This window comes from Paenirhodobacter populi, assembly GCF_004022215.1.
GTDB classification, from domain to species: Bacteria; Pseudomonadota; Alphaproteobacteria; order Rhodobacterales; family Rhodobacteraceae; genus Rhodobacter; species Rhodobacter populi.
Genome location: NZ_SAUZ01000038.1, coordinates 1 through 18,048, shown reverse-complemented (window position 1 = coordinate 18,048; position 18,048 = coordinate 1). Strand labels below are relative to the sequence as shown.

The 18,048-nt window shown below is 61.0% G+C and carries 20 protein-coding genes and 1 tRNA gene; 10 read left to right on the top strand and 11 right to left on the bottom strand.

The window, feature by feature from the left end; genetic code table 11:
• The 4 genes from D2T30_RS20995 to D2T30_RS20980 all read left to right on the top strand — a co-directional run bounded on the left by D2T30_RS20995 (position 1) and on the right by D2T30_RS20980 (position 6,126).
• Positions 1-1,125 (top strand): Hint domain-containing protein, encoded by a 1,125-nt coding sequence (locus D2T30_RS20995; protein WP_128210418.1) that lies wholly within the window; start codon positions 1-3, stop codon positions 1,123-1,125.
• A gap of 284 nt (positions 1,126-1,409) precedes the next feature.
• Positions 1,410-1,486 (top strand) — tRNA-Pro (locus D2T30_RS20990).
• Between the two features lie 688 nt (positions 1,487-2,174).
• Positions 2,175-3,494: a hypothetical protein gene (locus D2T30_RS20985; RefSeq protein ID WP_128210417.1), complete on the top strand. Its 1,320-nt coding sequence runs from the start codon at positions 2,175-2,177 to the stop codon at positions 3,492-3,494.
• Between the two features lie 190 nt (positions 3,495-3,684).
• Positions 3,685-6,126 (top strand): hypothetical protein, encoded by a 2,442-nt coding sequence (locus tag D2T30_RS20980; protein WP_128210416.1) that lies wholly within the window; start codon positions 3,685-3,687, stop codon positions 6,124-6,126.
• A 150-nt stretch (positions 6,127-6,276) separates the two neighbouring features.
• Here D2T30_RS20980 and D2T30_RS20975 read toward each other — a convergent pair whose 3' ends face one another.
• Positions 6,277-7,032, bottom strand: coding sequence for an SDR family oxidoreductase (locus D2T30_RS20975; protein WP_241651364.1), 756 nt, complete (start codon positions 7,030-7,032; stop codon positions 6,277-6,279).
• Entirely contained in the window at positions 7,032-7,352 is a 321-nt protein-coding gene (locus tag D2T30_RS20970; protein ID WP_128210415.1) for a nuclear transport factor 2 family protein, read from the bottom strand. The genes D2T30_RS20975 and D2T30_RS20970 overlap by 1 nt, the downstream gene beginning before the upstream one ends.
• 101 nt (positions 7,353-7,453) lie before the next feature.
• On the opposite strand from D2T30_RS20970, the gene D2T30_RS20965 reads away from it, so the two are divergent.
• Positions 7,454-8,359 (top strand): LysR family transcriptional regulator, encoded by a 906-nt coding sequence (locus D2T30_RS20965; protein ID WP_164884387.1) that lies wholly within the window; start codon positions 7,454-7,456, stop codon positions 8,357-8,359.
• Positions 8,360-8,385: 26 nt separating this feature from the next.
• Here D2T30_RS20965 and D2T30_RS20960 read toward each other — a convergent pair whose 3' ends face one another.
• Positions 8,386-9,123 (bottom strand): SDR family oxidoreductase, encoded by a 738-nt coding sequence (locus tag D2T30_RS20960; RefSeq protein WP_128210413.1) that lies wholly within the window; start codon positions 9,121-9,123, stop codon positions 8,386-8,388.
• Between the two features lie 99 nt (positions 9,124-9,222).
• Between D2T30_RS20960 and D2T30_RS20955 the strand changes: the two genes are divergently transcribed.
• The 3 genes from D2T30_RS20955 to D2T30_RS20945 all read left to right on the top strand — a co-directional run bounded on the left by D2T30_RS20955 (position 9,223) and on the right by D2T30_RS20945 (position 12,064).
• Complete coding sequence (locus D2T30_RS20955; protein WP_128210412.1) at positions 9,223-10,128, top strand: AraC family transcriptional regulator; 906 nt, start codon at positions 9,223-9,225, stop codon at positions 10,126-10,128.
• A gap of 176 nt (positions 10,129-10,304) precedes the next feature.
• Positions 10,305-11,207, top strand: coding sequence for an arginase family protein (locus D2T30_RS20950; protein WP_128210411.1), 903 nt, complete (start codon positions 10,305-10,307; stop codon positions 11,205-11,207).
• 371 nt (positions 11,208-11,578) lie between these two features.
• Positions 11,579-12,064 carry a GNAT family N-acetyltransferase gene (locus D2T30_RS20945; RefSeq protein WP_164884386.1) on the top strand — a complete coding sequence of 162 codons (486 nt, stop codon included), beginning with the start codon at positions 11,579-11,581 and terminating at the stop codon, positions 12,062-12,064.
• Positions 12,065-12,163: 99 nt separating this feature from the next.
• On the opposite strand, the gene D2T30_RS20940 is transcribed toward D2T30_RS20945, so the two are convergent.
• From D2T30_RS20940 to D2T30_RS20930, 3 genes are all read right to left on the bottom strand, one after another.
• A complete protein-coding gene (locus D2T30_RS20940) occupies positions 12,164-13,153 on the bottom strand; it encodes a M23 family metallopeptidase (protein WP_128210409.1) in 990 nt (329 codons plus the stop codon).
• Positions 13,154-13,434: 281 nt separating this feature from the next.
• Positions 13,435-13,899, bottom strand: a complete 465-nt coding sequence (locus D2T30_RS20935) for a GNAT family N-acetyltransferase (RefSeq protein ID WP_241651365.1) — start codon at positions 13,897-13,899, stop codon at positions 13,435-13,437.
• Between the two features lie 96 nt (positions 13,900-13,995).
• A complete protein-coding gene (locus tag D2T30_RS20930; RefSeq protein ID WP_128210407.1) occupies positions 13,996-14,472 on the bottom strand; it encodes a GNAT family N-acetyltransferase in 477 nt (158 codons plus the stop codon).
• A gap of 83 nt (positions 14,473-14,555) precedes the next feature.
• On the opposite strand from D2T30_RS20930, the gene D2T30_RS20925 reads away from it, so the two are divergent.
• Positions 14,556-15,005 (top strand): class I SAM-dependent methyltransferase, encoded by a 450-nt coding sequence (locus D2T30_RS20925; RefSeq protein WP_128210406.1) that lies wholly within the window; start codon positions 14,556-14,558, stop codon positions 15,003-15,005.
• A 358-nt stretch (positions 15,006-15,363) separates the two neighbouring features.
• On the opposite strand, the gene D2T30_RS20920 is transcribed toward D2T30_RS20925, so the two are convergent.
• The 4 genes from D2T30_RS20920 to D2T30_RS20905 are packed head-to-tail and all read right to left on the bottom strand — an operon-like array spanning position 15,364 to position 16,692.
• Positions 15,364-15,624, bottom strand: a complete 261-nt coding sequence (locus tag D2T30_RS20920; protein ID WP_128210405.1) for a hypothetical protein — start codon at positions 15,622-15,624, stop codon at positions 15,364-15,366.
• Positions 15,624-15,926: a hypothetical protein gene (locus D2T30_RS20915; RefSeq protein ID WP_128210404.1), complete on the bottom strand. Its 303-nt coding sequence runs from the start codon at positions 15,924-15,926 to the stop codon at positions 15,624-15,626. The genes D2T30_RS20920 and D2T30_RS20915 overlap by 1 nt, the downstream gene beginning before the upstream one ends.
• Entirely contained in the window at positions 15,923-16,378 is a 456-nt protein-coding gene (locus D2T30_RS20910; RefSeq protein ID WP_128210403.1) for an HK97 gp10 family phage protein, read from the bottom strand. The genes D2T30_RS20915 and D2T30_RS20910 overlap by 4 nt, the downstream gene beginning before the upstream one ends.
• Positions 16,378-16,692: a head-tail connector protein gene (locus D2T30_RS20905; RefSeq protein ID WP_128210402.1), complete on the bottom strand. Its 315-nt coding sequence runs from the start codon at positions 16,690-16,692 to the stop codon at positions 16,378-16,380. Before D2T30_RS20905 ends, D2T30_RS20910 begins: the two co-directional genes overlap by 1 nt.
• A gap of 223 nt (positions 16,693-16,915) precedes the next feature.
• Here D2T30_RS20905 and D2T30_RS20900 point away from each other — a divergent pair, with 223 nt between their 5' ends.
• The gene (locus D2T30_RS20900; protein WP_128210401.1) at positions 16,916-17,665 is read left to right on the top strand and encodes a hypothetical protein; all 750 of its coding nucleotides are present in this window, start codon (positions 16,916-16,918) and stop codon (positions 17,663-17,665) included.
• A gap of 93 nt (positions 17,666-17,758) precedes the next feature.
• Here D2T30_RS20900 and D2T30_RS23450 read toward each other — a convergent pair.
• Positions 17,759-18,048 (bottom strand): hypothetical protein (locus tag D2T30_RS23450; RefSeq protein WP_206613042.1); only part of this gene is annotated, 290 nt, incomplete at its 5' end.

Genomic DNA, 18,048 nt, shown 5'->3' with positions numbered 1-18,048 from the left:
ATGGGCTTTACCCTTAAGATCATCCCGCTGAGTTCCCTGAATTTTTCCGGAACGGAAGCGAACCTTCAATATGTCGACGGATCGGGCTGGTGGGGCAAGACCACAAGCTATACGACCGAAGGAGCCACCACGGCCCAAGTTCGGACCGACGGGGCCGCAGAACTGACGGATGATCCGCTCTGGTCGGACGATGGAAACGGCGGCATTGAATCGCGCACGCAGATTCTGGACCAGCCTCTGGAAATCGGCGGGAAGACCTATCCCGCCGGTGCCGCGATCGAGGATGAATATGAAATCACGCTTCAGGACGCGGATGGCAACCGCTACGTCCTGGCGGCGATTTCCGTCACCACTTTCAGCGATGAGGATGGAACGGCGTCCGCGAACGAAACGACGATTGTCGGCTTCATCTGGGATGGCCCCGCTCCGCCGCAGGGCACGGTGCTGACCGTGGTCCCGGGCGGGGTGAAGGATCACCAGTCGCTCGATCCGTCGACGGTGCAGGTCTGCTTCGCCGCCGGAACGATGATCCGCACGCCCAAGGGCGACCGCCGGGTCGAGGATCTGGCCGTCGACGATCTGGTCCTGACCAAGGATCACGGGCCGCAACCGATCCGCTGGATCGGCCGCAGCCCGAAGACCGCCGAAGATCTGGCGCGGAACGAAAAGCTGCGCCCGATCCGCATCCGCGCCGGCGCGCTCGGTCAGGGCATTCCGGAAAACGATCTGGTCGTTTCGCCGCAGCACCGGATCCTGGTGCGTTCAAAGATCGCCGAGCGTCTGTTCGGCGCGAAAGAGGTGCTGATCGCCGCGAAGCAATTGCTTCAGGTCGAAGGGATCGACATCGCCGAGGATCTGGCCGGTGTCGAATATTTCCACATTCTCTTCGACCGGCATGAGGTGGTGATCTCGAACGGGGCGGAAACCGAGTCGCTCTTCACCGGGCCGCAGGCACTCAAGAGCGTCGGCCGCGCCGCGATCGAGGAAATCTTCGCGATCTTCCCCGAGCTGCGCGCGCGCGACTACACACCGACAGCGGCCCGGATGCTCGTCTCCGGTCGGCAGGGCCGCAAGATGGTCATGCGCCACCTGCAACACAAGCGCGGCCTCGTCGCCGTCGCCTGATCCGGCCTGAACGGATCCGGCCTGAAAGAGAAACGCCGCCCCGGTGACCGCCGGGGCGGCGTTTCATTCTGCCACGAGGGCTTGCCAGGGTCTCCCGCCCCGCGGCCCGGCGGGCATGGCGCCCTGCCCGAAACAGAACGGCGGCTGTCCCCCGTCATCCGACAGTTTCGCCACCCGCGCACGACAGGATCCGCCCGCCGGAACAACGCTGGCAGATGATGAAATGAATAGCAGAAATCGCACTTGCCACTCCCCCACAAGTGATATAGGAGCACGCACACGGTCGGAGCGTAGCGCAGCCTGGTAGCGCACCTGCTTCGGGAGCAGGGGGTCGGAGGTTCGAATCCTCTCGCTCCGACCAATTAGAATAATGTGGATTGCCACAGTAATCGTCCCTTTTGGACACTATTCCTCCCTTCAGGCAACGAACTACCCCCCTTCGGCCTATGAGCGGCGGAAGAAATCTCCTGATCCCAAATAAGGTTCGGTGACACACGCGTCTGGCGTGCGTATAGAAAGCCGAGTACGTGGGCAGATGTGCTGGCAAACTCGGCCCTTACCTGCCGGTCGTGGCTGCTTCATGCTGCAGAGCGGCATTTCCCGAAGCCGCCGTTCAGGCGGTGCCGCGGCAAAGCCCCTAAACACAATAATGTCCAGCTGAAAGATAGAGCGATGACTCTGGCAAAGCCGGTTGGCCAGACAGGCGGACGATATCGACGGGGTGACGAACTCTTGGCATTCCTCGAAGCGCTCTGAATTATGCCGATACGCCGCGCCGCGCCAAGCGAAACGTACCTGGTTCCGCGGATCAGCCCGACATAATCCGAACCCCGGCGTTATGTGTCGACTAATGCGCTGAGGTCGCATAGTCGCTCTCAGGGCTGTGGAAGCTCTCGAAATGCGGCAGTTGGCGTGGCCAAGTGGCGTAAGCAAAATATTGAAGAATGGCCTTCACGGCCGTTCGTTCTTTCAGCTAGCCGATATTATTTTCTGCGCATAATGCCACACAGATGGTAGGGAGCGGTAGAGGATCGTGGGAACCTAATAACATGGATTCACTACAATTTGAGATTGCCCGCTTTCTGGCCTCCAAGGCTGCACTTGGGCAAAGGACAACCTATCAGGAAGTAGGGGAAGCAGTCGGCTGGAACCATCCGAACGGGCGCGGCCTGGGTGCCCATCTCGAAGCTATCCTCCTTTACCTCGCCGAAAAGAAGCTGCCTCCTCTGACGACAGTGCTCGTCAGGAAAGGCGAGCGCCATCCGCATGAAGACGCGATGGAATACATCCGCAATGTCCTCGGCGACATAGACATTGAGGCGACCCAGCAAGGGGTCTTTGCTTTTGATTGGGCGAGCGTGCCGGAGCTACAGCCCGACCCGACCAAGCTCCCCGATGGTCGCGAAGTCTGGCTGACTTCGTTCTGGGGTTTCAACCCTTCGCAATGGGGATGCATCGGTTTTGCCGACGAAGCCAAGCGCAACCGTTTCTTGACCCAGTCACGGCCGGGCACTTTGGTCGCGATCAATGTGACGAAGGGCAAAGGCCTCGAGGACATGCGCGGCAAGGTCGTCGGCGTGCTGGAACTCTCGCACGAGGCGGGCCACGCGCAAAACTACATTTCGGGTGATCGCTGGCGGGAGAAGGAGCTTGATCCCACCTCAAAGGGAAAATGGCTATGTGCCGTCAAAGCCACTCGCGCCTGGAGCATCGTGCCGGAAGACTGGAAGCGCGTGGAGGACATATTTCCCGAGGCCTATAACAGCGCCCACCCCGAGTTTATCGGCGCAAGCGGAGTGAAGGTCGGGGCAGAAGAAGCCGAGAAGCTTCTCCGACTGGACGTGCAAGAGGTGCATGTCTATGGCAGCACTGCTGCTGCCGATCCGACTATCCAGACGCTGAAAAGCGCGCTCTCACCAAGCCGCGCCGTACCTCCGCCTTCGGCGCCCTACACGGTCGGCGAGACTGACGGGCCGAAATTCCTCTACATCCTTAAGCTAGATGGAGACATTGCGGCGTATCTCGGATGCCCCGCGGCCGATGTCGAGGAACAATCAATCATCAAGGTGGGGTTTTCGAAAAGCCCGCTCGCGCGCAGGAACCAGATTCAAAGCGCCTATCCGGCGGGATCGTTCCAGTGGCAGATGTTGTTCCCTGTGCAGATGCCGGATGAAGCACCATACGCCAATGCTGCGGTCGCCATTGTTGGCGAAGACGCAATGAAGAAACGACTGGTCGATGAGAACGCCAAGGTTCTGGGCGGCGAATTTTTCCTCGCCGAAGACTGGCTCGTTTACAAAACGTGGACGGCTGGAAATCATGCCGCGCAGCGGGCTCAAGACGAGTACGAGTCTGAATCTGAAATCTAAAACTGAGAGTGTTTTCTATAGGCAGAGCCCGGCCCCGTGGCTTCAAACTTGGGAGAATTTCCAACGCGGGCCGACCGACCACCAAGCCGCGGATGTGTGCTCATCGGCAATCACAAGCCGCCTGCGTATTGGAGGCCCCGGTTTTGGGCGGCAGTTCCACATTAGAGGGCGTGCCCAAGGCGAATGAAAAATGACAACCAGTACCGCAAGTCTTGAGATCAACCTTCGTCCTATTCGGCTAGGCTTCCTTGTAGATCCACTCGATAGGCGAACGCTTTCTGAGGTTGCAAGGATCGCGACCTGCCAATGGGGCGGCATCGCCTGTCCGATGATCCCGATCATGGACGCCCTTCCACCGGCTTGGTGCGAGGCCAACCTTGCCAATCCCGATCCGAACGAGCTGACGCGTGGCCTGCTAAGTTACTTTGAGCCGGACCTGCTTGTGGAGACCTGTGCTGGCCAGCTCGAGCGCATAGATCCTCATGCCAGTGATCGCTACGAGCGTCATCCGAATCTGGGCCATGGCGTGTTCGTGCAAGTCGAGGGTGCCGTGAATACGATGCGGGACGTCGGTGTGACGATGGACCACGTCTACGCCTACTTACATCAGAAGGAGTTCCAGTTCGAAAGACGTACCCCACGCAAGTTGCTGCGCTTCGGGGTCGGGGATGAGGTCGGACAGGCCTTCTTCGAGATGGCCTACGGGATGTTTCCGGATCGCCCTGACTTCGCTGGGATTGAGGCGACATATGAGCGAGCCTTCGATGCACAATTGGTTCCGCCAGATGTCGAGACCTGGGCGGTCATGGAACGGCAGGAGGCGATGTGTCCATTCGACGTCACTCTCCACGGGACGGAACGCTTCTTTCAAAGGTCGTGGGGCGAGACGATTTTTATCTTCGATCCACTCAGCGGCCCTGACATAATCGACTTCTGGAACTTGCGCCTGTTCCGGCGGGACGTCGTACCGGTCAACGTCCATTGGCTCAAAGGTTCGCGCGATCTCGTTGTCGACCTCATCCGCCGGAAACACCGGCCGCTGCCCAACAACGCCAGCGGGCTGATGATCCACACGACGATCCAGCTTGGGCGGTCGCTCGACCCTGCAATCATCGAAGCCTTGCGCTTGTCAGAAGCCGGCCTTCCCGATGGCAGCTACGCGATCAAGACCTGGTATGATCCGATATGGCGGCTGGAAGATCCGGGTCTGTTCAGCCGTCCAGAGCCTTCGTATCTTTCAGCAGAGCGTCGGGACGTTGAGGTCCCGCTCGACGATCGGTGGGCTGTGCGGGTTCCCCACATCGCCCCGCCCTACCTGCGCCAGACGCGCAATCTAGACGCCGGTTGGGTAAACACGATCAGCCACCGGTTCTACGGTTCCAACGATGATCGGGCGGATGCGATGCCGTCCGCTGCAGTGGACCGCAGCCGAGCCTATCCTCCCCAGTCCGAGTTGATGGAGCAGCGCCCAACGCGCGAAGGATGGCTTACCTTCCATTCCTACAACCAAGGTGGGCACTCGATCCGGCTGCCCTTCATGCGCGATGTCATCAAGGCGTGGCTAACCGCGCAGGGGATTGAGGCTGCGCCGTCCGATGCCGGGCGGGTGGCCCACAGCATGCTGGCCACCTTGGGCGGCCTTAACCAAAGCCGCATCATCGGCCACGAGGCAGTCCTGCGCCAGTTCGACCGTATGGCGCACAGTCGACGGGAAACCGGGGTCGGCGAGGTCGAGGACGTGCCTTTTCGGACCGCTACGGTCGATCAGCTACAGCCCATGTTGCGTGCCATCCGGGCGCGTCGGGGGCGGGCTGCAACGCTGCAACCTTTCGTCGATATCGGAGCTCTCCGGCTCGGCCTATCTGTCCAATGCGACCACTGCGGCAAATGGAACTGGTATGACCTTGACCAAGTCGGCGCGCAGGTCACTTGCGAGCGGTGCCTCTCCGTCTTTTCCTTCCCGCAGGGCCAACTGCCATCGAGGACCGCTTGGCGATATCGCGTTGTCGGCCCCTACGCTGTCCCAAATCTCGCCGGTGGCTCCTACACCTGCTTGTTGACGCTGAACTTTCTGCGCCAGGCCTTCGGTATGGCGCCAGCGATGACCTTCGCCACGGCCCTCGATTTGACGAGGGACGGCGAGCGGCTTGAAACGGATATTTTCGCTTGGCATGACCGGGACATTGGTGGGCGTCGTCTCGCCGGACCGAGCCTGCTGGTCGGAGAGTGCAAAGGCTTTGCTGAAGACGCCTTCAAGCAGGCCGACGTCGACCGACTCCGCCGCCTCGGCGAATGGCTGCCCGGAGCCTATCTCATTGCAGCTTGCCTGAAGAGCGTGCTGTCGGATGAGGAAAAGGGACGCCTCGCTGATCTTTGCCGATGGGGATGGTCACGCCCGCGCACGGATAGAAACCCTGCCTCGCCCGTCATTGTTATCACCGGGGCCGATCTGTTCGACCCTGACGGGATGGAGCGAAGGTTAGATAGGATGCCCGACCCGGGCAACACGGCAAAGACGGGCCCATGGAACCTATTGGAGTTCGCCGCTGCGACACAGAAAGGCTACCTTGACCTCTCAGACGAGGAATTGGTTGACATGCGTTACGGAAGACAGCTCGATGTCCGGGGCTAGGTGGGCCGGTGAGTAGCAGCTCCAACTGGTTCGCATGAGCGGCCAAACCTGCCGGTTGTCCGCGACGCAGCAGCGCCATAGGATGCCTTCAAAGCAGGCATTCCGGCTCGGCGCAGCGGGCACTCTCACGCCGTCGGCACGGTCCCGCCATCAATCACATATTCGGTGCCGGTGATGCTGCCCGCACGATCCGATGCGAGGGAAGGCGATCAGGTTCGCGATCTCGGCAGGTATTGACGGACGACCGAGGGGGATGCCGCCGAGGCTTTGCATGATTATCCGCTTACCGCCCTCCAGATCGGTGCCCGCCTCCGCGGCCAGCCGTTCGGCCAGCCGGACCGAGGCTTCGGTCTCGATCCAGCCTGGGGCGACGCGAACGACCCGCACGCCCTTGGGAGAGACCTCCTTCGACAGGCTCTTGCTGTAGACCGACAGTGCTGCCTTGGCGGCGGCATATCCGGTCGTCGCCTCCGGCAGCGGCAGCAGGCGCTGGATCGAGGTGACATGGATCACCACGCCCGTGCCCTGCGTGACCATCCCCGGCAAAAGCGCGCGGTCCAGACGCACGGCTGGCAGAAGGTTCAGGTTCAACTCGGTTTGCCATTCCGCCTCGCCCAGCGCCGCAAAGCCGCCGCCGGGCGCGGAGGAGCCGCCCAGCATATGAACGATGACATCCACGCCGCCCAAGCGGTTGCGCACCGCCTCGGCAACAGTTTCGCAACCCTGCAAACTGGTCAGATCGGTGGCGACGAACATCTCGGCCGGGAGGCCCTCGGGGCGGGTGCGCGCTGTGGTCAGCACCTGCGCCCCAAGCTCACGGAACAGGGCGACGGTGGCCGCGCCTGCGCCCTGCGTGCCGCCGGTGATCAACGCACGCTTGCCCTCCAGTGTCAGGAAGCCGGTCATCAGCCGATCTCCAGATCGGTGATCCGGTCGCCCGCCAGCCCGAAGGCGAAGGTCAGAATGGTCGGGCTGCCGGGGAAATCGCCGCTGACCCGCGCGCGGACCACTGACTTGCCCGCGACCTCGGTCAGATCCAGCGGCTCGGCGTGGTGCCGATATTTGGCCTTGGCGGCCTGCCACCAGACGCGGATCTCGTCCGGGCCGCGGTGGACGCGGCCCTCATCGCGGACGATGGCGTTGGTGGCGAAAGCCGCAGCCAGCGCGGCACTATCCTGCGGAGGTTCAGCGCTGAAATATGTCTGGATCGGTACGGGAAGCTTCATCGGGAGCAGTCCTTTTCTTTGCTGTCCGGAACATAGCGCTCGACCGCTGTCACATTAATCGGGATAAATAGATATGTGGTGATGACGAAATCGGGACGATGATGGATGCGGGACTGAAAGGGATCGAAGCGGTGCTGGCCATCGCGCGTCGGGGATCGTTCCGGGCGGCGGCGCTCGACCTCGGCATGTCGACCACGGCGCTGTCCCATACCATCGGACGACTGGAAACCGGCCTCGGTGTGCGGCTGTTCAACCGGACCACCCGCAGCGTCTCGCTCAGCGATGCCGGGCGGGACTTCGTCCAACGGGTCGGCCCGGCGCTGGCCGAGATCCGTGGCGCGATGGACAGCGTGCGGTCGCAGCGCGAGACGCCATCGGGCTTGCTGCGCATCAATGCCTCGGTTCAGGCGGGGCGGGAGATAACGCCGGTGGTGCTGGAATTCCTGCGCCGCTATCCTGAGATACAGGTCGATCTGGTGACCGAGGGGCGGCTGGTCGATATCGTGGCCGAGGGCTTCGATATGGGCATCCGGCCCGCCGATCTGGTGCCTCGCGACATGATCGCGCTGCCTTTGGGCAGACCGCAGCGATATGCCGTTGTCGCAGCGCCCGCCTGGCTGACGGCGAATCCGGCGCCGCTGACCCCCGCCGATCTGCCTGCTCAGAATTGCATCCGGGTGCGCCTGCCGAACGGGGCGTTGTTCCGCTGGCCGTTCGAGCGAGGTGGCGAGCAGGTTCTGCTCGAGGCGAAAGGCCGCCTGACGCTGGACGAGGCCGCCATCGCCCGCGCCGCCGTGCTGGACGGGGCGGGCATCGGGTTCTTCATCGAACAGGATGTGGCCGACGATATTGCCGCCGGTCGTCTGGTCCGCCTGCTGGAAGACTGGACCCCGCCACGCCCGGGCTTCTGCCTGTATTATCCCGGTCGGCGTAACCCTTCGGCAGGATTTGCGGCCTTCCTCGCCTTGGTGCGGGAGATGGCAGGCCGGCCAGCCTCGCGGGGCTGAGTGACCGCCTGTCGCCGGTCAGCTGGTCATCCTGCCCGGGCCAGCGCCACGGCATCCGGCCCTGCAGGATAATGCAGCCTGTCGGAGACATCGTTCGCCGCCAGCCAGACTGCCTCAGCCGCATCGCTTTCCGTCGTGGTCAAGGACGGGTTGGCGAAGGCATCAAAGATCGGCCGGGCGAAATCGGCATAGGCCTCGGGGATCATCTCGTCGATGGAAAAGTCAATGTTCTGCGCGAAGCGGGTGGTCGGGGCATAGCCGGGCTCGACCAGTTTCACCCGCACGTCGAAGGCCCCCAATTCATGCGCCAGCGATCCGGTGAAGCCTTCGACCGCCTGCTTGCTGGCGGTATAGGCTGCGGCCAGCGGCATCGGCGCCAGTGTCACGCTGGAGGTGACGTTGACGATCACGCCAGCCCGCCGCGCCCGCATCTGCGGGATCACCGCCTGCACCATCGCCATGGTGCCGAAGGTGTTAGTCTCGAAGATCTTGCGGACGTAGTCCATCGGTGCGGCCTCGAAGGCGCCGACAAGGCCGATGCCCGCGTTGTTCACCAGCACGTCGATGGGGCCTGCCGCCCCGATGGCGGCGGCGATGCTGGTGGGATCGGTAACATCCAGCGCCAGCACCCGCACCCCATCCGGCAGCAACCCCTCGCGCGGGGTGCGCATGGTGGCGATGACGTTCCAGCCGTTGCGATGGAAATGGCGGGCGGTTTCCAGCCCGTAGCCCGACGAAGTGCCGGTGATGAGAACGGTGTTCATGGCGGTCTCCTGTGTGTTCTGGTTGACAAGAAGGATGTAGCGCGCATGATCAGGACGATCATCAATCCATAATCCAGAATGAATTGGCGATAGTCCCGAATGACTGACCCCCTTACCCAGGTGATCGAACTGCTGCGCCCGCAGGCGGTGTTCTCGAAAGGGATCAGCGGCGCCGGGGCCTGGGCGGTGAAATATGTCGATTTCGGCCGCCCCGCCTTCGCGGCGGTGATCGAGGGCAGTTGCCGCCTTGCCGTCGAGGGCGAAGACCCGGTGGTGGTCGAGGAAGGCGATTTCGTCCTGCTGCCCGCCACACCGACCTTCAGCATGTCCAGCCTCGCGCCCGCGCCGGTGCAGCGCATCGACGCCAGTTCCTCGCCGCCGCAGCACGAGGTTCGCTACGGTCGCCAGAACGGCCCGCCCGAGATGCGGCAAGTCGGCGGCTGGTTCGCCTTCGGCATGCCCGACGCGGCTCTGCTGGTGACCTTGCTGCCCAGGATGATCCACATCCGCGGCATTCCCCGGCTGACGCAACTGGTGCGGATGCTGGGCGACGAGGCCGCGCGGGATGAGGCCGGCAGCGAGTTGATCCTGGAGCGGCTGGTCGAGATCCTGCTGATCGAGGCGTTGCGCGCCGCCCCCGCCCGGACGACGCAACCGGGCCTCTTGCGCGGGCTTACCGATCCGCGCATCGCCAGCGCCCTGCGCGGCCTGCATGGCGACATCACCCGGCCCTGGACCATCCCCGATCTTGCAGGCGAAGCGGGCATGTCGCGTTCGGCCTTCATCGAACGCTTCACCCGGATGGTCGGCTCGCGCCCGATCGAATACCTGACCGCATGGCGCATGGCGGTCGCGCGCGACCTGCTGCGCCGCGGCGGCATCGCACTGGATGGGGTGGCGGCGAGGGTCGGCTATGGCTCCGCCAGCACCTTCAGCACTGCCTTCAGCCGCCACACTGGTCAGCCGCCGGGACGGTTCATGAAAGCAGCAGGACAGGACGGATAAGTAACGGGCGGCCCTGAGCCGACGGTCAGCCTCGACGGATGCTGCGTGGCCGTACCCGCGAAGCCGACGTTAGACTGGTACCGCAGCAAACTCCCGGCCATGATGGTAGCTATGCGGACATCGCGGTCACTCAACATTCCATCGACAGAAGCCTCATAGGCCGCTACGAAGGCTGCATGCGGATCATTATGGCACCCTCGAACCTCGGCCTCAGCCCGCTGAGGCCCGGCCACGAACCCGGCACATGGCGGGCACCGACCGTGCTCATGAACGCGGGTTTGCAGGAACTCCTCGCTCCTGCCAAGGTCGTCTCGCTGGAACGCCCTGCCTACTCTCCGGAGGCACAGATCGGAACGCAGCTGCGGAACGGACCACGGATGCGGAGCTTCAACCTCGCACTTGCCGACGAGGTGGACCAAGCGCTGCGGGAGGGTGATTTCGCCCTGGTTCTCGGAGGTGACTGCTCCATCTTGCTGGGCGCTCTGGCCGGAGCACGACGGCACGGTCCGCTTTCGCTACTGCATGTCGACGGGCACAGCGACTTTCGCCATCCAGGCAATTACGACACGAACGCGATGCTCGGTGCTGCCGCCGGAATGGATCTCGCCATGGCGACGGGGAAGGGCGAGGCCTGGGCAGTTGACTGGCCGGGTGTAACGGGCCCCCTGGTCGCCGAGCGTAACGTCATCCAACTCGGGGAACGGGAGAACCCCAACCCCGACTTCGCCTGGCCGGACGTGAACTGGACGGATATCGAACGGATCGACGTGTTCGAGGCGCGGCAGATCGGATCATCCGCCGTTCTGGAGAAGATATTCCGACGACTTGCCTTGTCCCCGAACTATGGCTTCTGGGTCCACTTCGACGTCGACGTTCTGGATCAGGAGATCATGCCGGCCGTCGATTGCCCCGGCTCGCCCGGTCTGGACGTCGAAGATCTCGTTCATGTCCTGAGCAGGTGCGTATCCGATCAGGCATGTCTGGGCATGACCGTCACGGTGTTCGACCCCGATCTGGATCCCGACGGCAGGTATGCGGAGGTCATCGTGGACATCTTGTCCCACCTTCCGCTGCGGTAGGCCAGCATCATAGGCGAATGGCGGCTTCGGGCTCCCGAGCAACATGGTGCGACACAGCAGCCGACAGGATCGCCGGTCTCGAGCGACCCGCCGCACGAGCCGACGATCAGCGTCGATGTATGCTGCTAGGCAGCATTTCGTAAAGCTGTCGTTCAAGCGGAGCCGCAGCGCAATACTCGTTGGCGCCGCAGCTCTGCGAGACAAACCCGTCATTGACACACAGCGGGATTGCTGCGACGAACACCGTATGACCATGAATGCTACCCAGTTCGTGACCTATTATCGCTGCCTCATCTGAGCGCGGTGCATATCAACATGCTGCCGCCGTATGGTGGCAGATGGTTGGCTCCTACGGCGAAATGGAGCTAGAAATGCAAAAGCACACCCTACCGATACAAACCGAATTCGGATTGGTCCGCTGTGCTCGACAAATCGATGCAGAGCGCATTGTCGAGATGGCCGGAAAGCTCGCCGCTCACCATGGGGATACACCGACACTGACGGCGCACGACCTTATCCGGGATATTTCGGGTGAAAATCCATCGCTCTACGTTCTTGTCGCGGAAGCAGATGGTGAGCTGGTCGGTTATGTCGCCCTTTGTCGACTGATCCGACTCCAGTTCGGATTGCGCGGGATCGACATGCATCACCTGTTCACCGAAGCCTCGTTCCGGGGGCGCGGAGTTGGGAATAGCCTCGTGGAAGCCAGCAAGATCAAGGCGAACGCATTGTCGTGCGGCTACATGACGGTCGGCACCCATCCCGACAACCACAAGGCCCAAGCGTTCTACGAGGCATTGGGGTTCGAGCGTAAGGATGCGCATCCACCCCGCTTTTCGATCCAGATAGGAGCTTGACCGACAGCTTGGGGCTCTGACTGTCGGTCCCGCCAACCTGACCGCACCCTTACCCTTGCTAGCCCGGGCCAACGGCGGCAGCGATGCGGGACATTGCGATCATTCGGCGGGGTGGATGCTTTCTCCCTTTTGGGGTTCTCCCCGGTTGATCAGCACCCCGTTTGCCCGATAGTTCGTGAATTGCGCTGGCAAGCCTTCGCCCTGTCCCAGTCTCGGGCTTGTTTGCATGTGGAAATGCAGATGTGGTTCGGATGTATTGCCGCTGTTTCCACACAGACCGATTTCCTGTCCTGTCGCAACGACATCTCCCTTCGCGACGCGGAGGCTGCCTTGTTGCAGGTGGGCGAGGAAGCCGTATTCGTTGCCGCCAAAGTCGATAACGATATGGTTTCCGGCCGGATTCGCCACATCTGACTCTCCGATGGCCTGATCCGGCAAGCCGTCGACGGCCCGCATCACGATGCCTTTCGCCGGGGCCAGCACCGGCTGCCCCCAGCAATAGTAACTTTCGAGCTCCGATGCGTCGCCGGAATGGGTTTGCCCGTCCCGCACGATCAGCAGGTCCAGTGCAAATCGCTGCCCCACGTCGACGGCATGGTAATTGTCCTCGATGTCGCGTCCGCCCCAGTAGACGAACCAGTTCCCATCGACGGGCAGGCGCAACACCGCCTTCGTTTCGTAATCCAGATATGAGCTTGGTACGGCGACAGGCTGAGGCCTTATGAAGAATCCTGAGATCCGTTCCGCACCATCGAAGGCGATGACAAGTTCCAGCGGCGCAGGCGTCTCTGTCCAGCGCGAAACGCGCGTATAGACATCGTGACCTGCCTGCTCTGCCGTGCGCTCGGACAGGACAGCTTGTTCCGATCCGAAATCTGCCAGAAGGTCATCACGAAACGCGGCCAGATTTTCGGCTGATCCGAAGGCTCGCTGCATTTCCCGCGTCGATGAGGACCAGACGGTCTCGACATCACCACTCAGGAACCCTTCTGCCATCCGCTGCCCCAATGAGAGCGGGTCAGCCTGCGCGGACACCGACATGCCCGCGAAAATCAGGATGACCGCGATCCCGAGGTTGTGACGTTTCATTTTTATTCCTACGGGCGTCTGTCACTGGATAATGGCCGAGCCCCTGACCATCCGCAATGGCTCCGAGCGACGATCTGGCCGACCGCTCGTGCTGGACGACGCGACGGCGATAACTCTGGGCAAAGCAGTATGCTGCCCAAGCGACGAAGCGAGGCGTGCTGCGATTTGCCCGGCTGCCGGTGGTGGGCCTTCATGTCGATTCGACAGAACAGCCTCGCCCCATTACGCTGGACCAGCTGGGCGGAGGCAAAGCGGACGCTCTGGGGCGGGTGCATTGAGCGTTATCGAAGCACCTTCCGAAAGTAGATCACTCCGGCTTCCGGAGCATCATGCTCTTTCGTCACGTCCACAAACCCCAGCGAGAGATACAGATGCTGCGCGGCAACCATTTTGATGGAGGTATCCAGTTCCACGCATCGAACCCGTTGAGATGCGGCGATCTGAAGAGCGTAATTCAAAAGCAATCTCCCAGTGCCGCCTCCTGGCCGGGAAACATGAAATCGTGAAATCAGCACCGTATCGTCCACAAGTTTCATGACTATACAGCCGGTCACATCTCCATCTGCGGCACGTGCAAGATGGTATCCTTGAGGTTGCCAGTCGGTCTCCTTCAGATTTCGGATTTCAACACCAACGCGTTCGGCTTCCGCGACCTCCGCGGTGTTTTCGAGAAGCCATGTTCGATAGCTCGCCAGGAGGTGAGCAAGGTTGGCGCGGTCCGTGGGGCGAAAAGGAGTAACAGGCATCACGGAATTAATGATCGCCTCATGTCAGTGCCGCAATGACATTTTGGGGGGCCAAACCTCGTGCTGCCGGAACGACAGTGAGGCTGGACAAACCTGTCATTGTCTCTCTGGCTGCCACAGACGCAAAGCCATGTCCCAGCGATCCAATGCGGGACCGAAACCGCGAGGCGTCACCAGCGAGACTTTGAAACCGAAGCCTTCATAGAACCCGTGGGTGTGCTGGCTCGTGGACAGCACCATTTCAAGAAGCCCCGGGACTGACCGGGCCAGCGTCAGTCTGGCTTGGGTCAGACGGGTTCCAAGCCTCTGCCCATGGAGATTTCGATCGACCATCCCCCACGACAACGATGCCTTCCGTTGTGCTTCATCGATGGTCAGTCCGCCACAGGCAAGCACGATCCCATCCCGAACAAGCACAAAATAGTGCGTTGTGGTGGCATTGACGCTTTCCAGATACTCACAAAATTCAACTCGTTCTTCCGGGGCAAAGAATACCGGCACATTGCCGTCGAAGATCGCGAGGCAGGCGGAAAGATCATCAGCTTCGTAGGGCCGGGACAGGATGTCGCTCATGCCGAAAGCATAGCTCGGTGCATATTCGAGCGTCTACCCATATGCTGCCTGATGTGTTTTGCTGTCCGCAATAAGGGGAAGGGATGACCCGCAAGTCCACGAGCGCCTATACGGCGGCGAACCGCGCAGCCTGGGAGGCCTCGGCACCGCTGCACGCACAAGGAACGCAGTGGGAGCATCTGCTGGCCCAGGCCGCACATCCCGGCTTTTCCGTTCTCGACCAGACGTTGACAGACAAGCTGCGCCGTCTCGATCTCGCGGGACGGTCAGCGGTTCAGGTCGGATGCAACAACGCGCGGGAGCTGTTGTCCCTCGCTTCTCTGGGGATCGTGCCGAAGCTGGGGATCGACCAGTCAGGCGCATTCCTCGCCCAGGCGCAGCGGCTGGCGGACGCATCCGGCGCCAGGACGCGGTTTCTTGAGGCCGATATCTACGCCCTGCCTGCCGACATCGGGACCTTTGACCTCTGTCTGATCACAATCGGAAGAATAATGCGGAAACTCAAAAATAATCCTGCAAAATCAATAACTTAACTACCGACACCTCTCGCTGTGTGTTACAGTTGTGTGGGTGTTCCACACGGCACATTCGGCCCTTCCGCGACTCGCCCGGCATGTAGAAAGGGCGATGCTTTCGCACCGCCCTTGCCGGTCGCATGGAGTAAGTCAGGACTTCGGCACCGCGCGGGGGAGAATATGCCCCGCCGTGCCGTGTCGGGGTTGATGGGCAAATGAGACCCGCGCACTCACCGACTAATCGCAACGCTCTCGGCCCTGCTTGGGTGGCCCGGCGCGTCAACCGTCTAAGTGTTGATACGGTCGAACCGGGAAAGTGTCGGTTGGGATAGAGAGAAAAAACGGGCACCCGTTGGGGTGCCCGTGGTGGTGGTGGTTAGGCCGGTTCGCCAATGGCGCGCAGCTTGACCTTTCGCGCCTCAATCTCATGCGCGATCAGCGCAGCCGCCTCGCCATGCGTTGCGGGCCTTTCACAAAGAAGATTCAGCATAGCCCGAATATCTCGACTATCCCGAGGGTCGGAACATACACCCTCATCAGACGGAAGAACGCGCAATCCGGCCTCATCGCGCCAGCGTTTCAGTTCCTCGACCTCGAACCGAAACACATTGGCCTCATTCATGCCGTTGTCGCTCATCACGCGGCCTCCCCTTCCTCGCCAAGCATCCACCGCACAGTGCGTATGAGGTTCGCGCTAGGCTTGTCCTCGCGGATCGTCACCACAGGTTCAACATCAGCGCCACTTCGGCCTCCACCTGCCCGCCCGCAGCACGACCTAGCAGCGCGACACGAGCCGGTGACAGGACAATAGACGGCAGGTGCTCGGGCCGGATGGAACTTCGCCCGGATGCGGTCGGGGTGAACATGTGCGGTCACGCCCGCATTGGCGATCAGCGCGGAACGGACGGCGGTTTGCAGCGACAGGCCGAGTTCGATCATTTCGCCGCATCCCTGATTGCCTTGCGCAACACCCGGTCAATGCGCCGTTGCAGGCGCTGGCGGTTCAGCCGCCACGCGGGGTTGAAGAACGGCGCGGCTAGCATTCTGCCGGTGGTGCTGCCGTCCCTGCGGAAGCGCGGCTTGGTGCCGCCCTCTACAAGATGCGCGTGGCGCGTGTCGGTATCGCCCGCCGTTACCAGAACCTCGAACTCGCCTGCCGTGCGCTGCCCGCCATCGGCGGAATGCGCGGGCGTGGTCTCGCCCGGCCCGGTGACGTGAATACTCTCGATCAGATCGCCCGTGCGCCGCGAACTCTCGGCAAGGGTGCGCATATCGGCGGCGATTTCCTCGCCAGCCTTCACCAGAACCGGACGCAGCGCCTCGGGAACCTTGTCTTTCAGAGCCGCCAGCTTGCGCGCTATCGCCTCGGAACCTTCAAGGATACGGGCCATTACTCGGCCTCCGCTTCGCGCCGGTAGCCGGTGACACGTTCTTTCAGGGGCGACAGAAGGTCATGGACGCCAAAAGGAAGCTGGTAGGTGCTGGCGAAGGTGATCGCCTCGCGGCTTTCGCACTGATGCGCCACCAGCAGCAGCGCCGCTTGCGCCATCAGGGCGTTGTCGCTGGTGAAGGGCTGGCCGGTGTAAGCGGCAACCCACATCGCCGCAACGTTGGCATAATGGGTCAGCAGTTCCGGGGCGACACCGCCAAATTCGTCTTCGCTAAGATTCAGGTGCGCCCTGACAAGGGCGATGGGCAGGGGCATACTCGTTACTCGCGCAATACATCACGAAAGCTATGTAACATGCGCGATTCATCAGGAAAAGTTATATTATAACATTTCTTGCGCGTCGGTCCCCACGCCGGTTCCCTGAATAGGGTGGAAGTTGAGGGTAGCCCCCTAACCTAGACGACTATCTGTTCACGAATCGCAGATCTATCGCTACAATTCCAGACAAGCTGCTTTGTCCACTTTGGGGAACTATGCTATGTGGCCCAATATACACATCTCATTATTAGCAATGTTCATCGCGTCATTCTCAGCGTCAACATTGCAAGCCCAAACCACAAATTCCGACAGAGATCTTGAAATCTCGATTTTAGAGTTAGAGATCTCAAAGCTACAACTGGAAAACGTAAGGCTAGAAAGTAAACTCCGACTAATTTTGAATGCTTATGATTCAGCACGAAATCAGCCCAACAGACCAATGCCTTCATCGGAAGCCATATTATCTGAAGCGACCACATTTGCACTTAAAATTTCAACAGAGTTTCCAGCGTGGCTTGATGAAGCCTTTGCAGAGGATGCCCGAAAACCACATGATGCAAATTCATATGGAACACTGAGAGGAACACGAGAGGGGGGGCTAGGGTATATACCCGCCACGCCGGGTAACGCTCAGCTGTCCAATGGTGCCACAGAGGCTAAGCCAGAGTATCCAACTGGATATGTAGCACAAGGACCATATAACGCCTCGTGCGCTAACAGAAGACTTCAACCGTTCTATGCCAACAGCATGAACACATATTCAATAAAAATAGTATATAAGGTCGAGGTGAAATCTCTTGCCGGCACAAGAAATAATCCCAATACTACAATCAAGAGCGCTCAAGAACACTCTGTCAATCTAGCACCAAACGAAAGAGAAAGATTCTTGGGGTGTGGCGGCCTAGACTTTAGCGTAAATCCGACCGACAGTATTGAATTTACGGTAATTAGCGTCACCAAGGCTGGTTAAATTACTTTGCCGGCCCACACAAATCGTGCCTTACCCTTTGGCCATGTCACCCTACCTGAATAACAGGATGGACCTCCTATGGCGTCTGATAGGTTAGGCCGCTTTCTGCTTCATATGCGCGCCTCGCCTATCAACAGGGTGCAACACTTCTTCCATCGGCCATCCCTTCCTGATCCGCTCCTTGATAGTCGGAATAGAAAGGCCGGTGCGCTCAGACCATCCGCGAATAGTCAGGGTTTCGCCAGCATGGGGGCTCTGATGATGTGACCGCCCTCCGACGGCATCTGTGTGCCAAGGTGGGCCTGCAAGGATCCACATAGGAGAGCGGTCATGTCGGAGATTACCACTGTCGGGCTCGATCTGGCGAAGAATGTGTTCCAGGC

What these genes read in the sequence shown, in the direction of transcription:
- D2T30_RS20955 (WP_128210412.1), top strand. Translation starts at nt 9,223, where the DNA reads ATGACTGACCCCCTTACCCAGGTGATCGAACTGCTGCGCCCGCAGGCG.
- D2T30_RS20945 (WP_164884386.1), top strand. Translation starts at nt 11,579, where the DNA reads ATGCAAAAGCACACCCTACCGATACAAACCGAATTCGGATTGGTCCGC.
- D2T30_RS20965 (WP_164884387.1), top strand. Translation starts at nt 7,454, where the DNA reads ATGGATGCGGGACTGAAAGGGATCGAAGCGGTGCTGGCCATCGCGCGT.
- D2T30_RS20960 (WP_128210413.1), bottom strand. Translation starts at nt 9,123, where the DNA reads ATGAACACCGTTCTCATCACCGGCACTTCGTCGGGCTACGGGCTGGAA.
- D2T30_RS20930 (WP_128210407.1), bottom strand. Translation starts at nt 14,472, where the DNA reads ATGAGCGACATCCTGTCCCGGCCCTACGAAGCTGATGATCTTTCCGCC.
- D2T30_RS20985 (WP_128210417.1), top strand. Translation starts at nt 2,175, where the DNA reads ATGGATTCACTACAATTTGAGATTGCCCGCTTTCTGGCCTCCAAGGCT.
- D2T30_RS20915 (WP_128210404.1), bottom strand. Translation starts at nt 15,926, where the DNA reads ATGATCGAACTCGGCCTGTCGCTGCAAACCGCCGTCCGTTCCGCGCTG.
- D2T30_RS20950 (WP_128210411.1), top strand. Translation starts at nt 10,305, where the DNA reads ATGCGGATCATTATGGCACCCTCGAACCTCGGCCTCAGCCCGCTGAGG.
- D2T30_RS20935 (WP_241651365.1), bottom strand. Translation starts at nt 13,899, where the DNA reads ATGCCTGTTACTCCTTTTCGCCCCACGGACCGCGCCAACCTTGCTCAC.
- D2T30_RS20910 (WP_128210403.1), bottom strand. Translation starts at nt 16,378, where the DNA reads ATGGCCCGTATCCTTGAAGGTTCCGAGGCGATAGCGCGCAAGCTGGCG.
- D2T30_RS20940 (WP_128210409.1), bottom strand. Translation starts at nt 13,153, where the DNA reads ATGAAACGTCACAACCTCGGGATCGCGGTCATCCTGATTTTCGCGGGC.
- D2T30_RS20920 (WP_128210405.1), bottom strand. Translation starts at nt 15,624, where the DNA reads ATGAGCGACAACGGCATGAATGAGGCCAATGTGTTTCGGTTCGAGGTC.
- D2T30_RS20925 (WP_128210406.1), top strand. Translation starts at nt 14,556, where the DNA reads ATGACCCGCAAGTCCACGAGCGCCTATACGGCGGCGAACCGCGCAGCC.
- D2T30_RS20975 (WP_241651364.1), bottom strand. Translation starts at nt 7,032, where the DNA reads ATGACCGGCTTCCTGACACTGGAGGGCAAGCGTGCGTTGATCACCGGC.
- D2T30_RS20995 (WP_128210418.1), top strand. Translation starts at nt 1, where the DNA reads ATGGGCTTTACCCTTAAGATCATCCCGCTGAGTTCCCTGAATTTTTCC.
- D2T30_RS20905 (WP_128210402.1), bottom strand. Translation starts at nt 16,692, where the DNA reads ATGCCCCTGCCCATCGCCCTTGTCAGGGCGCACCTGAATCTTAGCGAA.
- D2T30_RS20900 (WP_128210401.1), top strand. Translation starts at nt 16,916, where the DNA reads ATGTGGCCCAATATACACATCTCATTATTAGCAATGTTCATCGCGTCA.
- D2T30_RS20970 (WP_128210415.1), bottom strand. Translation starts at nt 7,352, where the DNA reads ATGAAGCTTCCCGTACCGATCCAGACATATTTCAGCGCTGAACCTCCG.
- D2T30_RS20980 (WP_128210416.1), top strand. Translation starts at nt 3,685, where the DNA reads ATGACAACCAGTACCGCAAGTCTTGAGATCAACCTTCGTCCTATTCGG.